At 60.3% G+C, this 12,129-nt stretch carries 12 protein-coding genes; 6 read left to right on the top strand and 6 right to left on the bottom strand.

The features are described from left to right. The first annotated feature begins 47 nt into the window (after positions 1 to 47). The 4 genes from WLQ66_RS14030 to WLQ66_RS14015 all read left to right on the top strand — a co-directional run bounded on the left by WLQ66_RS14030 (position 48) and on the right by WLQ66_RS14015 (position 4,042). Entirely contained in the window at positions 48 to 545 is a 498-nt protein-coding gene (locus WLQ66_RS14030; protein WP_340546959.1) for a hypothetical protein, read from the top strand. Between the two features lie 109 nt (positions 546 to 654). Next, the gene (rnhB, locus tag WLQ66_RS14025) at positions 655 to 1,272 is read left to right on the top strand and encodes a ribonuclease HII (RefSeq protein ID WP_340546958.1); all 618 of its coding nucleotides are present in this window, start codon (positions 655 to 657) and stop codon (positions 1,270 to 1,272) included. 110 nt (positions 1,273 to 1,382) lie between these two features. Beyond that, positions 1,383 to 2,486, top strand: coding sequence for a site-specific DNA-methyltransferase (locus tag WLQ66_RS14020; RefSeq protein ID WP_340546957.1), 1,104 nt, complete (start codon positions 1,383 to 1,385; stop codon positions 2,484 to 2,486). Between the two features lie 179 nt (positions 2,487 to 2,665). Beyond that, positions 2,666 to 4,042, top strand: coding sequence for an adenylate/guanylate cyclase domain-containing protein (locus WLQ66_RS14015; protein WP_340546956.1), 1,377 nt, complete (start codon positions 2,666 to 2,668; stop codon positions 4,040 to 4,042). A gap of 7 nt (positions 4,043 to 4,049) precedes the next feature. Here the strand turns inward: WLQ66_RS14015 and WLQ66_RS14010 are convergent, their stop codons facing one another. Next, the gene (locus WLQ66_RS14010; RefSeq protein WP_340546955.1) at positions 4,050 to 5,213 is read right to left on the bottom strand and encodes an alkane 1-monooxygenase; all 1,164 of its coding nucleotides are present in this window, start codon (positions 5,211 to 5,213) and stop codon (positions 4,050 to 4,052) included. A 73-nt stretch (positions 5,214 to 5,286) separates the two neighbouring features. Next, positions 5,287 to 6,351 (bottom strand): A/G-specific adenine glycosylase, encoded by a 1,065-nt coding sequence (gene mutY, locus WLQ66_RS14005; protein ID WP_340546954.1) that lies wholly within the window; start codon positions 6,349 to 6,351, stop codon positions 5,287 to 5,289. An 84-nt stretch (positions 6,352 to 6,435) separates the two neighbouring features. Here mutY and WLQ66_RS14000 point away from each other — a divergent pair, with 84 nt between their 5' ends. After that, positions 6,436 to 6,963 carry a DUF721 domain-containing protein gene (locus tag WLQ66_RS14000; protein ID WP_340546953.1) on the top strand — a complete coding sequence of 176 codons (528 nt, stop codon included), beginning with the start codon at positions 6,436 to 6,438 and terminating at the stop codon, positions 6,961 to 6,963. Continuing rightward, positions 6,960 to 7,631: a DsbA family protein gene (locus WLQ66_RS13995; RefSeq protein ID WP_340546952.1), complete on the top strand. Its 672-nt coding sequence runs from the start codon at positions 6,960 to 6,962 to the stop codon at positions 7,629 to 7,631. The genes WLQ66_RS14000 and WLQ66_RS13995 overlap by 4 nt, the downstream gene beginning before the upstream one ends. Positions 7,632 to 7,745: 114 nt before the next feature. Here the strand turns inward: WLQ66_RS13995 and lpxK are convergent, their stop codons facing one another. The 4 genes from lpxK to WLQ66_RS13975 are packed head-to-tail and all read right to left on the bottom strand — an operon-like array spanning position 7,746 to position 12,099. Beyond that, positions 7,746 to 8,750: a tetraacyldisaccharide 4'-kinase gene (gene lpxK, locus WLQ66_RS13990; RefSeq protein ID WP_340546951.1), complete on the bottom strand. Its 1,005-nt coding sequence runs from the start codon at positions 8,748 to 8,750 to the stop codon at positions 7,746 to 7,748. Then, positions 8,737 to 9,933, bottom strand: a complete 1,197-nt coding sequence (locus tag WLQ66_RS13985) for a 3-deoxy-D-manno-octulosonic acid transferase (protein ID WP_340546950.1) — start codon at positions 9,931 to 9,933, stop codon at positions 8,737 to 8,739. Before WLQ66_RS13985 ends, lpxK begins: the two co-directional genes overlap by 14 nt. 29 nt (positions 9,934 to 9,962) lie before the next feature. Beyond that, positions 9,963 to 10,766, bottom strand: coding sequence for an inositol monophosphatase family protein (locus tag WLQ66_RS13980; protein ID WP_340546949.1), 804 nt, complete (start codon positions 10,764 to 10,766; stop codon positions 9,963 to 9,965). After that, positions 10,753 to 12,099, bottom strand: a complete 1,347-nt coding sequence (locus WLQ66_RS13975; protein ID WP_340546948.1) for a TldD/PmbA family protein — start codon at positions 12,097 to 12,099, stop codon at positions 10,753 to 10,755. Before WLQ66_RS13975 ends, WLQ66_RS13980 begins: the two co-directional genes overlap by 14 nt. Positions 12,100 to 12,129 lie beyond the last annotated feature (30 nt).

The following is a 12,129-nucleotide window of genomic DNA, read 5'->3' as shown; positions in this document are numbered from 1 at the left end:
ATCGGCCATTTGGCCTCATGTTTTCAGAACTTCAGGAAGGACATCCCATGTTTCGCAGCAGTCGCATTGATGTAAATGCCAAACCGCATCGCAAATTCATCACGCTGATCGTTGCCGCAGCAGTCGCGGTGACCGGGTTTTCCGCGGCGCCTGCACGGGCGGATGAGGATGTTGCCAAGGTGCTGGCGGGTCTCGCCGTGCTTGGCATCATCGGTGCAATCGTGAAGAACAATCGCGATGATGATCAGCCACAGGTCACCCGTCCGCATCGTCCGTCACATGGCAAGCCGTATCGGCCTCATCATCCCAGACCGCTTCCGCCGCATGTGGCGCGCTATGATCTGCCGGCACAATGCGTGCGCTATTTCCCGCGCTACAGCCAAAGCCGGACTTTGATGGGGCAGGGCTGTCTGCGCAAACAGTACGGATTTGAGCACACCCTGCCGCGCGCCTGCCAGGTGACCTTCTGGAATGGCAAACGCAATCGTGTCGGCTATCGCCCGGATTGCCTCAAGGACCGCGGCTATCGCATTACCCGTCGCTGAGGTCGGCGGGACCTGGGTTCGAGCAGACTTGGGGGCTTCGGCCCCCTTTTTTTGCGCGGTATCTGCGGTCGGACTTGAAACCCGGCTTAATACCCGGTCAGAGCAAGGGATGGATTATCCCGATTACACATTGGAAGCGGCCGCCCGTGCGCGTGGCCATATACGTATTGCAGGCGTGGATGAGGTTGGGCGTGGCCCGCTCGCCGGACCGGTGACCGCCGCTGCGGTCATCCTGGACGCCGACAATATTCCCGAGGGGCTGAACGATTCAAAGAAGCTAAGCGCCAAGCGGCGCGAGGCGGTCGAAGCGTCGATCTTTGCGCAGGCCGAGGTTGCGATTGCTCATGCCAGCGTCGAAGAGATTGATTCCCTGAACATTCTGCGCGCCTCGCATCTGGCAATGGAGCGGGCCGTTGCAGCCCTGGATCCGGCGCCGGATTATTTGCTGATCGATGGCAATCTGATCCCCAAGGGTCTGCTCCAGACGTCGGAGTTCGTGATCAAGGGAGACAGCAAATCAGTCTCCATCGCGGCGGCATCCATCGTGGCAAAACTGGCCCGTGACCGGATCATGGTGGATTTGGCGCAACAGTTTCCCGGCTATGGCTGGGAGAAAAACGCAGGCTACCCGTCCAAACAGCACCGCGACGCGCTGGTGAACCTGGGCGTGACCCCACATCATCGGCGTTCCTTTAAGCCTGTCCACAACATATTGTATCAAGAGTGAACCTCATCACCTTGTTCTAAAAAACAAATTGACCTCGAATCCACGATGACTCATCCTGTGGACAACCAAAATGAGCGCAAAAATGCGCCGTGGTTATCGAGGCAGAGCAAATGAACAAAACACTTACACGGGGCGCCGCGGCGCTCCCGCTAAACGCGATCCTTGACGGTGACTGTATCGACGTGATGTCCGGTCTGCCGTCAAATTCGATTGATCTGATTTTTGCGGATCCCCCCTATAACCTTCAGCTGAAGGGGCAATTGCATCGTCCTGACAACAGCAAGGTCGATGCGGTTGATGACCACTGGGATCAGTTTTCCAGCTTTGGCGTCTATGACGAGTTTACCCGTGCCTGGCTTAAACAGGCGCGCCGTATCCTGAAGCCAAACGGCTCCATCTGGGTGATCGGATCGTACCACAACATCTTCCGAGTCGGCACAGCGGTGCAGGACGAAGGCTTCTGGATCCTCAACGATGTGATCTGGCGCAAGTCGAACCCAATGCCGAATTTCCGTGGCAAGCGTTACACCAACGCGCATGAGACGATGATATGGGCCTCAAAATCCGAAGGCGCGAAATATACCTTCAACTATGAGGCGCTGAAAGCGCTGAACGAAGGTTTGCAGATGCGTTCGGACTGGGTCATGCCGATCTGTACCGGCCATGAGCGGCTGAAGGATGAGGCCGGCAATAAGGCGCATCCGACGCAGAAACCCGAGGCGCTGCTGCACCGCATTCTCGTTGGCTCGACGAATCCGGGTGATGTGGTGTTGGACCCGTTCTTTGGCACCGGCACTACCGGCGCCGTGGCAAAGATGCTGGGCCGTGAATTTATCGGAATCGAGCGCGAAGCCGCCTACCGTGAAGTTGCCGAAAAGCGCATCAAATCCGTACGCAAGTTCGACCGCGAAGCGCTGCAGGTTTCTGCCAGCAAACGTGCCGAACCGCGCGTCCCCTTTGGTCAGCTGGTCGAGCGCGGCATGTTGCGCCCGGGCGACGAGCTTTATTCGATGAACCGTCGGCACAAGGCAAAAGTGCGCGCAGACGGCACGCTGATCGGCGACAATATCAAGGGATCAATCCATCAGGTCGGAGCGCATCTGGAAAACGCGCCCTCCTGCAATGGCTGGACCTACTGGTGTTTCAAGCGGGACGGAAAGACCGTGCCCATCGACGTGCTGCGACAGCAGATTCGGGCAGAATTGCAAAACTGACCCCACCCTTTCACAACCTGTGTGAAACCGCAGGCGCTGTCGCATTGTCGACGGCGCCAACCTTGCCCCGCCGTCATGGCGGGGTCTTTTCGTTTCAGCGCTGTCGGTTCAAGGGGTGCATCCGTTGGCAGCTGCCGTTAGTTTGACGCAAGACCGGCGCCAATGGATGGATACATATCATGGCAGTAACCGCCTCCGCCCCCGCTCCTGCCTTGGATAGCGACGAAGCCATTTTCAGACAGGAGAGCCCCTATGCGCTGGATGCGCTAACAGAGCACAAACGCAATGGGCTGGAGCTTGCGGTGCGGGCGCGCTGGATCGCCATGGCCGTAACGGCGGTTTTTCTGATCTATGTGAACCCCAAATGGGATGTGCTGTATTATCACTTTATCCTTGCGTTGCTATGTCTGAACGGCTGGCTGATCCGCCGGGTTGGACGGGTTGGGCAATCACGGCTTGAGATGCTGCTGATTTTTGCCGATCTGTCGATCATGACCATCGGAATGGTTCTGCCAAATCCGCTGAGTGTCGACGATACGCCGCTGCCTATTCAGTATCGGTTTGGCAATTTCATCTATTTTTTCATCATACTTGCCGCGGGGACTCTGGCCTATTCCTGGCGCACGGTGGTTGCCATCGGCATCTGGACCGCAGTCATCTGGCTATTTGCGGCGATCATGGTCTGGTGGCTGACGGATCCGGTGCCCGGCCTAACCGAACGGGTGCTTGAGGTTGTGGGCTATGATCCGACCATGGCTGAATTTCTCGATCCGAACAGCTTTCTCCTGCATCAGCGCCTTCAGGAGGTTATCGTGTTCTTTCTGGTGGCAGTGACGCTGGGTATATCCTCAAAACGGCTTTACGCGCTGATCCAGAATAATGCTGGTCTTGAGCGTGAACGGGCCAATCTGTCACGGTATTTCTCGCCCAATGTGGTGCAGCAGCTGTCGCAAAATGATGAACCGCTGAAGCAGACCCGCCGTCAGGACGTGGCCATTCTGTTCATTGACATTGTCGGGTTCACGCGCCTGGCGGCCGAGCGCGACGCCTATCAGGTGATTGACCTCTTGCGCGATTTTCATGGCCGCATGGAAAAGGAGGTGTTCCGTCATCACGGCACGCTGGACAAGTATCTGGGCGATGGTTTGATGGCGACCTTTGGTACACCGCTGGCTGGTCCGAGGGACGCAAGTAACGCCCTGGCTTGCGGGCGGGCCATGCTGGCGTCGGTAGCGGAATGGAATGCCGAGCGACGCCGCTACGGCGAGGCAGAAATCCGCGTTGGCATCGGTGTTCACTATGGTGAGACGGTGATTGGCAATATCGGCGCAAACCGGTTGGAATATGCTGTGATCGGTAACGCGGTGAATATTGCAGCCCGACTGGAGGAGCGCACCCGCGAGATGAACGCTCAGATGGTGATCAGCGAGACCCTGCGGCAGCGTGTGGAGGACGAAGGCGGCGCCAGAGATCTGCAAGCAGGTTTCGTGCAGCACGGCGCATCTGAACTGCGTGGGCTGACCCGACCGATGACACTATGGGCGCTGCCCCGCTAGGTCTCAGCTAGGCGCGCGGGCCTGCCGGTGTCGGGTCGGGGCGGTCTTCGGGGCAACGGGCCGCATTGTAGGCGCTCCAATCGGTGATGTCAGGATAATACATCTGCCGCCAGCGCCGCACTCGCGGGTTCATGATCCGCCGCCACAGCGGTGGTATCATCGCCGCAACTGTCATGACCGGATAGCCGTAGGGTAGCTGGGGAGCATCGGCTGATGTGTGGTTCTGAAGCAGGGGAAAGCGACGATCGGGTTTGTAGTGGTGGTCGGAATGGCGTTGCAGGTTAATCAACAGCCAGTTTGACGCCTTATGGGCTGCATTCCACGAATGGCGCGGCATCACAGGCTCAAATTTTCCCCCGCCCAAGTATTTGCGCGTAAGTCCGTAGTGTTCAACGTAGTTCACCAGTTCCAGCTGCCAGATCGCGACACCGGCCTGGACCAGGAACAACCCAACGCCGAGCATCCCGCCCAGCACAAAGGCCATCAGCAGAAACGCGGCTTGCAGCGCCCAATAGCGAAAGAACGGGTTGCGCCGGTCAGTCCAAGGTAGGTTGCGGCGCGCCAGTTGTGCTCTCTCAGCCCGAAACGCAGACCGCCAGCATTGCCACAGAACACGCGGATAGAAACGATGGAAGCCCTCGTTGTAGCGCGCTGTGACCGGATCGCGGGGTGTGCCGACATGGCGATGATGCACGAGCAGATGCTCGGATCTGAAGTGTGAATAGAGCACCATTGCCAGCAGGATATCCGCCAGCCAACGCTCCAGTCTGCTCTTCTGGTGCATCAATTCGTGGCTGTAGTTGATCCCTATTGTGCCGCTGAGGACGCCAACACCGAAGAATACCCCGAATTTCTCCGCACCCGAGAGATGATCGGCGCCAGGCACGTAGATTAGCATGGCAATCAGGAGCAGGACCTGCACCGGAACCCAGGCAATGGTCAGTGAGGAATACCAATGAAGATCCTCTTCGGGTGTGAGCGGATCCGCGTTTTCAAGATTAAGCCCGAAGACCCCGTCCAATGCCGCAAAGAGGTACCAGGTCACGAAGGGAGGCAGCAGGATGAGCCAGCCACCATAAAGAGCGGCGAGCCCCACCAGCGGCACCAGCAGAAAGGACAACCAAAAGGGCAGGGCGGCCTGCCAGCTGCGCAGAGTCTTGGCGGATATCATTCCAGTACAGCCTCATTCAGGTCGGGCGCGTTCGTGGTCAACTATGCGCCCTGCCCGGATAAAAGAGAAGGCATCAGCGCCCCTTCCAGAGATCGAAGGCCTTGCGCATCACCGTCGGCAGGTCGGTGGGTTTGAAGTCATGTCGTTTTATCACGCGCTGACTGTCCTGCGGTGTGAAACCGGGTGGCAGCTCCGCCAGCATGACCTGCAGGACCAGGTGAAAATGGGTGAAGGTGTGACGCACCTCCGCCCCCAGATCCTGCCAATCGGCCTCAAACGGTGGGGCTGGGGCCGGATCGTCGTTCCAATCGCTGCCCGGCCAGCCCAGCATACCGCCCAGCAACCCCTTGTCCGGGCGCTGCTCCAGCAACCAGTCGCCATCGCAGCTGCGTGCCAGATAGACGATGCCAAGGCGGGTTGGCTTGGGTTTCTTGGGGGTTTTCTTTGGCAGTTCCAGAGCTGTGCCAGCCGCACGGGCAGCGCAGGGGCTGCGCCATGGGCAGATGCCACAGGCCGGATTGCGCGGTGTGCAGATCGTCGCGCCGAGATCCATTACCGCCTGAGCATGGTCGCCCGGGCGCATCGCTGGGGTCAAGGCTTCAGCTTTCTCTTTCAGCTGGGGTTTGGCCGCTGGCAGGGGAGTATGGATATCGTAAAGCCGCGCCATCACCCGCTCGACATTGCCGTCCAGCACGGTTTCCGGGCGGTCAAATGCGATCGCCGAAATGGCGGCGGCGGTATAGGGGCCGATGCCGGGTAGGGCGATCAGCCCGTCATAGGTATTCGGAAAGGTGCCACCGTGTTCCTCGGCCACCACGCGCGCGCATTTCAGCAGATTGCGTGCCCGAGCGTAATACCCAAGACCTGCCCATTGCCCCATGACATCTGCATCCGCCGCCGCCGCGAGATCCGCCACGGTCGGCCAGCGGCTGGTGAACCGGTGGAAGTAGTCCTTGACGGCAGCCACAGTGGTTTGTTGCAACATGACCTCGCTCAGCCAGATGCGGTAGGGATCGGGCCAGATACCGGCGGCGCGATCTGACGGGCTGACACGCCAGGGCATGCTGCGCGCGTGCTGGTCGTACCAGTCCAGCAAATCACGGCTCTGCGGGTGGCTCTCGCTGTTGAGGTCACGCATTCTTTATCCTTTATGGCACGGTTTCGCTGGTTCTCGCATGGCAGCCCTTTACAATAGGGCGAGCAGTCTAGCAAAACCACGGTCATGGCAGTGCAACGGACAAAATCTCGCGGGTTCAAGCGAACATCGCAGCTTCTGAACGATCAGATTCGCAAAGCCGGCGAAAGCCGGGGCTTTGCGGTGTCGCGCCTGCTGACCCATTGGGAAGAAATTGCCGGTCCCGACATCTCCTCTATCGCGCGCCCGGTCAATGTGCACTACGGGCGCGGTGGATTTGGAGCGACGTTGACGTTGTTGACCACCGGTGCCCATGCGCCGATGCTGGAAATGCAGAAAGAGCCTTTGCGCTGCAAGGTGAACGCGGTTTACGGCTATAACGCCATTTCCAAGGTCCGGATTACCCAGACCGCGCCCACTGGCTTTGCCGAGGGGCAGGTTTCCTTTAAATACGCTCCGAAGGTCCGCAAACCCCGGGCGCCTGATCCGCAGGACGTGGCGGCGGCAGCCGAGGCTGCGACCGGGGTCGAAAGTGATGAATTGCGCGCAGCGCTTGAACGGCTTGGGCGCAACGTGCTGACGAAACAGAAAACTCTTAGAAAGGGGTATGAATGACCCGTTTGATGTCCGGCATCTTTGCCTCAGCTGTCGTTGCGGCGGGTGTCTATGGTTATGCCGCATTGCAAGGCGGCACCTCTCTGCCCGGCAACCCGCTGGTTGGGGCGGCCTACGCGCAAGATGCAGAGGTTGATACCTCCACCATCGTCGAGATGGTGCAAGGTGCCGAAGATGCTCCGGTAACGCTGATTGAATATGCGTCCTATACCTGTCCGCACTGCGCGAATTTCCACCAGGGTGCGTACAAGCAGCTGAAGCAGGATTACATCGACACCGGAAAGGTGAAGTTCATCTACCGCGAGGTCTATTTCGATCGCTATGGCCTTTGGGCGTCGATGATTGCGCGCTGTGGAGGACCTGAGAAGTTCTTCGGGATCAGCGACCTGATCTACAAGGGGCAATCTGATTGGGCCCGAGCGGGTGGCGCGACTGAAATCGTTGATGCGCTGCGCAAGATCGGGCGGCTCGCAGGTCTGGAAGAGGAACAGCTGGAGGCCTGTCTTCAGGATGGGACCAAGGCCCAGACCCTCGTCAACTGGTATCAGGAAAATGCGACAGAGCATGGCATCGAGTCCACGCCGTCGTTCATCCTGAACGGCAAGAAAGTGGAAAATCAGTCTTATGAGGCGTTCAAAGCGCTGATCGACGCCGAACTCGACGGCTGATACCCCTTCCTTTGGGAAAATGTAGATCGGAAAACCCGCCCGGTGACCGTGGCGGGTTTTTTGCAATCTGCTGCCAGACTGGATGAGAGTGCACCGCGTCTTCTTGCCCGAGTGTTATGGAGGCGGTGGAGCGACCTTGCGGATTTGGGCCAGAAGCGCTTCATCGTTGTCGATCTGCAGGCGCACCGGTAGCGTGATCACCTTGTTGCGAAAACTCTCCGGCAGCCGGACCGCGTCTTTTTCGGTGGTGACCATCTGGGCACCGATCAGCTTGGCTTCGGTTTCTAGCCGGGACATCAGGGCAGTGGACAGGGGTTGATGATCGTCCAACGCTTCACTACGGCGCAGATCCGCGCCAAGGTCACGCAGCGTCTCGAAGAATTTCCGTGGATGGCCAATTCCTGCGAATGCCAGCACCGGCGTCCCCTGCCAGGGCATTCCGGTTTTCAAAGGCTCCAGTGCGCCGGAGTAATGTTGGCATGTCGTCAGGGCATCGCTCCAGGCTGACTGGAACCGTGCCTGCGCCTCGGTTCGGCCCAGCGACAATACCAGATCGGCGCGCGCAAGGCCCGTAGCCACCGGCTCACGCAGTGGACCGGCGGGCAGGCAATGGCCATTGCCAAACCCACGCTCCGCGTCGACGACGACCACGGAAAGATCCTTGTGAACACTCGGGTTCTGAAAGCCGTCATCGAGCAGTATGACTGTGGCACCAGCCGCGGCAGCCGCCTGCGCACCAGCGGCGCGATCCTCAGCTTTCCAGACCTCTCCAAAGGCCGCCAGGAGCAGGGGTTCGTCGCCAACCTGACTGGCGCGATGACGGCCCGGATCGACCTGCACAGGACCGGGCAGAGAGCCACCATAGCCACGGGTCACCACATGTGGCTCATGCCCCATATCCCTGAGCCGTTCGAGAAACCAAATGACCGTTGGCGTCTTGCCGGTGCCACCGGCGTTGATGTTGCCGACACAGATCACCGGAACAGCCACCCGTAGCGCGGCGCCCTGCGCCAGGCGTCTGGCGGTGGCATATGCGTAGATCCGGCCAAGCGGCGCCAGCAAGGTCTTGCGAATATCGAAGTCTCCGGCGGGCTTGTGCCAGAAGTCAGGAGCTTTCATATCGGTCCTCTCGCTTGTCCAGCAACTCCTGGACGCGATCCATAAGGTGGTCGGTCATATCGGCGCCTTCTGTGACGATCTGCCAGCCGGCAAGCGCCATCTCCGCCGCCCGATCAGGGGCCGACAGGCTGAGCACGCCCTGCGCGAGATCTTCGGCATCGTTGATTTTCAGCGCGGCACCAACCTCTGTCAGCCGCTCATATAAGGCGGCATATGTGCCAAGACCCGGCCCATGCAGGATCGCCGACCCGAGTGCTGCGGCATCCAGCGGGTTTTGTCCGCTTGCGTGGCGGGGCAGACTGCCGGCCAGCAGACACAGCGGCGAAAGCCGGTACCAGAGACCGGTGTCTTCGGAAGAGCTGAGCAGGACTTGGGTGTATTCATCAGGCTCTTCGCCGCTGTCCCAATCGGCCAGCTGCAGGCCGCTGGCGATGATCGCATCGCGGGCCTCTGCGAGGTCCTGTTCATCGCGGATCGCGATTACCAGAAGCAACCGATGCAAAAGCCGCAGTACGCTGCGATGTGCCGTCAGGATGGTTGGTAGATCACCCAGCTCGGTCTGCGCAGAGAACCAGACCGGACGGCTCCCCAGCTGGGCCTGCATATGGGTAAGCTCATCGCTGTTGCAGCCAGGGGGCGTGGCGGACAACCGCAGGGGATTGGTCTGTTGGATCCGATCTGCAGCGACACCGAGCCGGAGCATCTGCGCTCGGGCCTCATCCGACGGGGTCATGATTTCGCTGAAGCGGTCGAAAAGCCGACGGCGCTGGTCCGGCAACCAACGACTGGTGCGATCGGGTAATTCTCTCGCTTCGATATCAACCAGTAGGCTGTCGATCTGACGTTCGCTCATCTGGCGCATCAGTCCACGACGGAGGTCTCCCCCCGACCAGATAAGCAGATCGGGGCGCCAGTGATCGAGAAACATCCGCACGTCGGCCGGGGTGTCATCTGGCGGTGGTCCCGCAGCGAGGTCGCAGCCCTCGACCAGTGGCCTGTTCGTGATGTCGCGGCTCCACGTCACCAAAACAGACAGATCGGGTCGAAGCGATTTCATACGGTTCCCGACATCGCCGAGAGCCATGTAGCGCTCTGTCGTGGAAGCGTGGATCCACAGCACTTCGCCTGCGGGACGGGCAGGCCAGCGGAGGCTGCGGTCGGATGCGGCGGAAGGTCTCGACATGGCTACGGTTTTCCTGCTGCGCGCGGCTGTCAGAGCGGGCGAAGGCCGGGACCCTTCGGATCGAGTGCGGCAATCAGTTGTTCGTGCAGTCGCGGCGGCGCAGCGACAACGCCGTTGAGCGTAGGGTGAGGGTTGTTGAACCGCAAGCCGACGCCGAACCTGTCGCTGCACAGCCCTCCGGCCTCGCGCAGGATCAGGTCACCCGCTGCGATGTCCCATTCCCAACTGGGGCGCAGGGTCAGCATGGCATCAAAGCCCGCATCCGCGACCCGCGCCATTCGGTAGGCAAGCGAAGGGCGATGACTGCGATTGAACGCGGGTACAATGCCATTGTGCCAGTGTTCGGGGTCCTGCAGCGGTCTTGCCGCCAGAACATTTGCGGCGTTGAGGTCATCCTGTCGGGAAACCTCGACTGCTGTGCCATTGCAGGTCGCGCCTTGTCCAAGTGCTGCGCAATACATCAGCTCGCGCTGGGGCAGGTAGATGACTGCCGCCGTGATCGTCCTGTTATGCGCAACCGCCAGCGAATGGGCCCAGGTCCGAGATCCTTCGGCGAAACTGCGGGTGCCGTCGATAGGATCGACGATAAAGATCTTTTCACGGTTCAGACGTGTGCTGGTGTCTTCGCTTTCTTCAGACAGCCAGCCATAATCCGGGCGGGCGCCGGGCAGCACGTCGGCAAGCAGCTCGTTGACAGCGATATCAGCTTCCGTCACTGGCCCGCCACCGTCTGGTTTCTCCCATTTTTGCGCTTCGGGCCCAGAGTAGCGACAGGCGATATCGCCTGCCTGCTCTGCAGCGCGGATCAGCAGGGAAAGATCAGTTTCCGGCAAGGGTCATCCCCTCGACCAGCAATGAGGGCACAATGCGGGACAGATGGGTTCGCGCGTCATTGGCTGGAACAATACCGCGCAGCATGTCGCGCAGATTGCCTGCAATCGTGCATTCATTGACGGGATAGGCAATCTCACCGTTTTCCACCCAGAAACCGGCGGCCCCGCGAGAATAATCGCCGGTATTCGGGTTGATGGTGGATCCAATCATCGAAGTGACCAGAAGGCCGGTGCCCATATTGGCAATCAGATCGGCGCGGCTATCGGGACCTTGGGTCAGCGCGATATTCCACTGCGATGGGGATGGCACCGAGCCGACACCGCGTGCCGCGTTGCCAGTGCTTTGCATTTCCAGCTTGCGGGCCGATGCGAGATCGAGCGTCCAGCCGGTCAGCATCCCCTTGTCGATAATGGCGCGGCGCTGCGTCGGCAGGCCTTCGCCATCGAAAGGACGCGATCCGGCAATCCGGGGGCGAAAGGGGTCTTCCGTGACGCTCAGATGCGTCGGCAGAATCTGATCTCCCAGAGCGTCCTTCAGCCACGAGGACCCGCGGGCGATGCTCGCACCGTTCACCGCAGCCAGAAGATGGCCGATCAGAGAGGACGAGACGCGTTCGTCGAACAAAACCGGGTAGCTGCCGGTTTCCGGTTTGCGAGCGCCCAGCCGTTCGACTGCGCGCTCACCAGCCTGTCGTCCGATGTCATCAGCCGGCCGCAGATCTGCCTGGAAGGTTCGGGAGTCGCCGTCATAGTCACGTTCCATGCCGGTTCCGCTTCCTGCGATGGCGGTGCAGGAGATCGAGCGGCTGCTGCGTTGGTAGCCACCGGAAAACCCGTTGGTCGCGGCCATATGGACCTTATGGCTGCCGTATCCGGCCGCCGCAGATTGTACCTGGGTTACCCCCGAAACGCCGAGGCCAGCCGCCTCAGCCGCCAGTGCATCCTCTTGCAAGGTGGCAGGGGCCGGTTCGTCGCTGGGATCAAAGAGCTCCAGCGCGGCGAGATCCCAATTCTGCGCAAGCTGGTGCGGTTCGGCCAGACCGGCATAGGGGTCCTCGGGGGCCTCGCGTGCCATGGCGACAGCGCGTTCCGCCATGGCCGTCAGGGTTTCGTCCCGCATGTCCGAGGCCGAAACGCAGGCCTGACGTTGCCCGACAAAGACCCGCAGGCCCAGATCCACCCCTTCGGACCGCTCGGCATGTTCCAGCGTGCCCTGACGCACTTCGATGGAGAGAGAGCTGCCTTCTGCCACCATCGCGTCGGCGGCATCGGCCCCCGCCTTGCGGGCGGCATCAAGAAGAGCGTGGCTTAGGCTTTCGGGGGTCTGGGTCATGGGCACCTACATGGGTTGAACATCACCTAG

Source organism: Phaeobacter sp. A36a-5a (assembly GCF_037911135.1).
GTDB lineage: Bacteria > Pseudomonadota > Alphaproteobacteria > Rhodobacterales > Rhodobacteraceae > Phaeobacter > Phaeobacter bryozoorum.
Note: the sequence above shows the minus strand (reverse complement) of the source record. Positions and strands in the feature narration are given on the sequence as shown.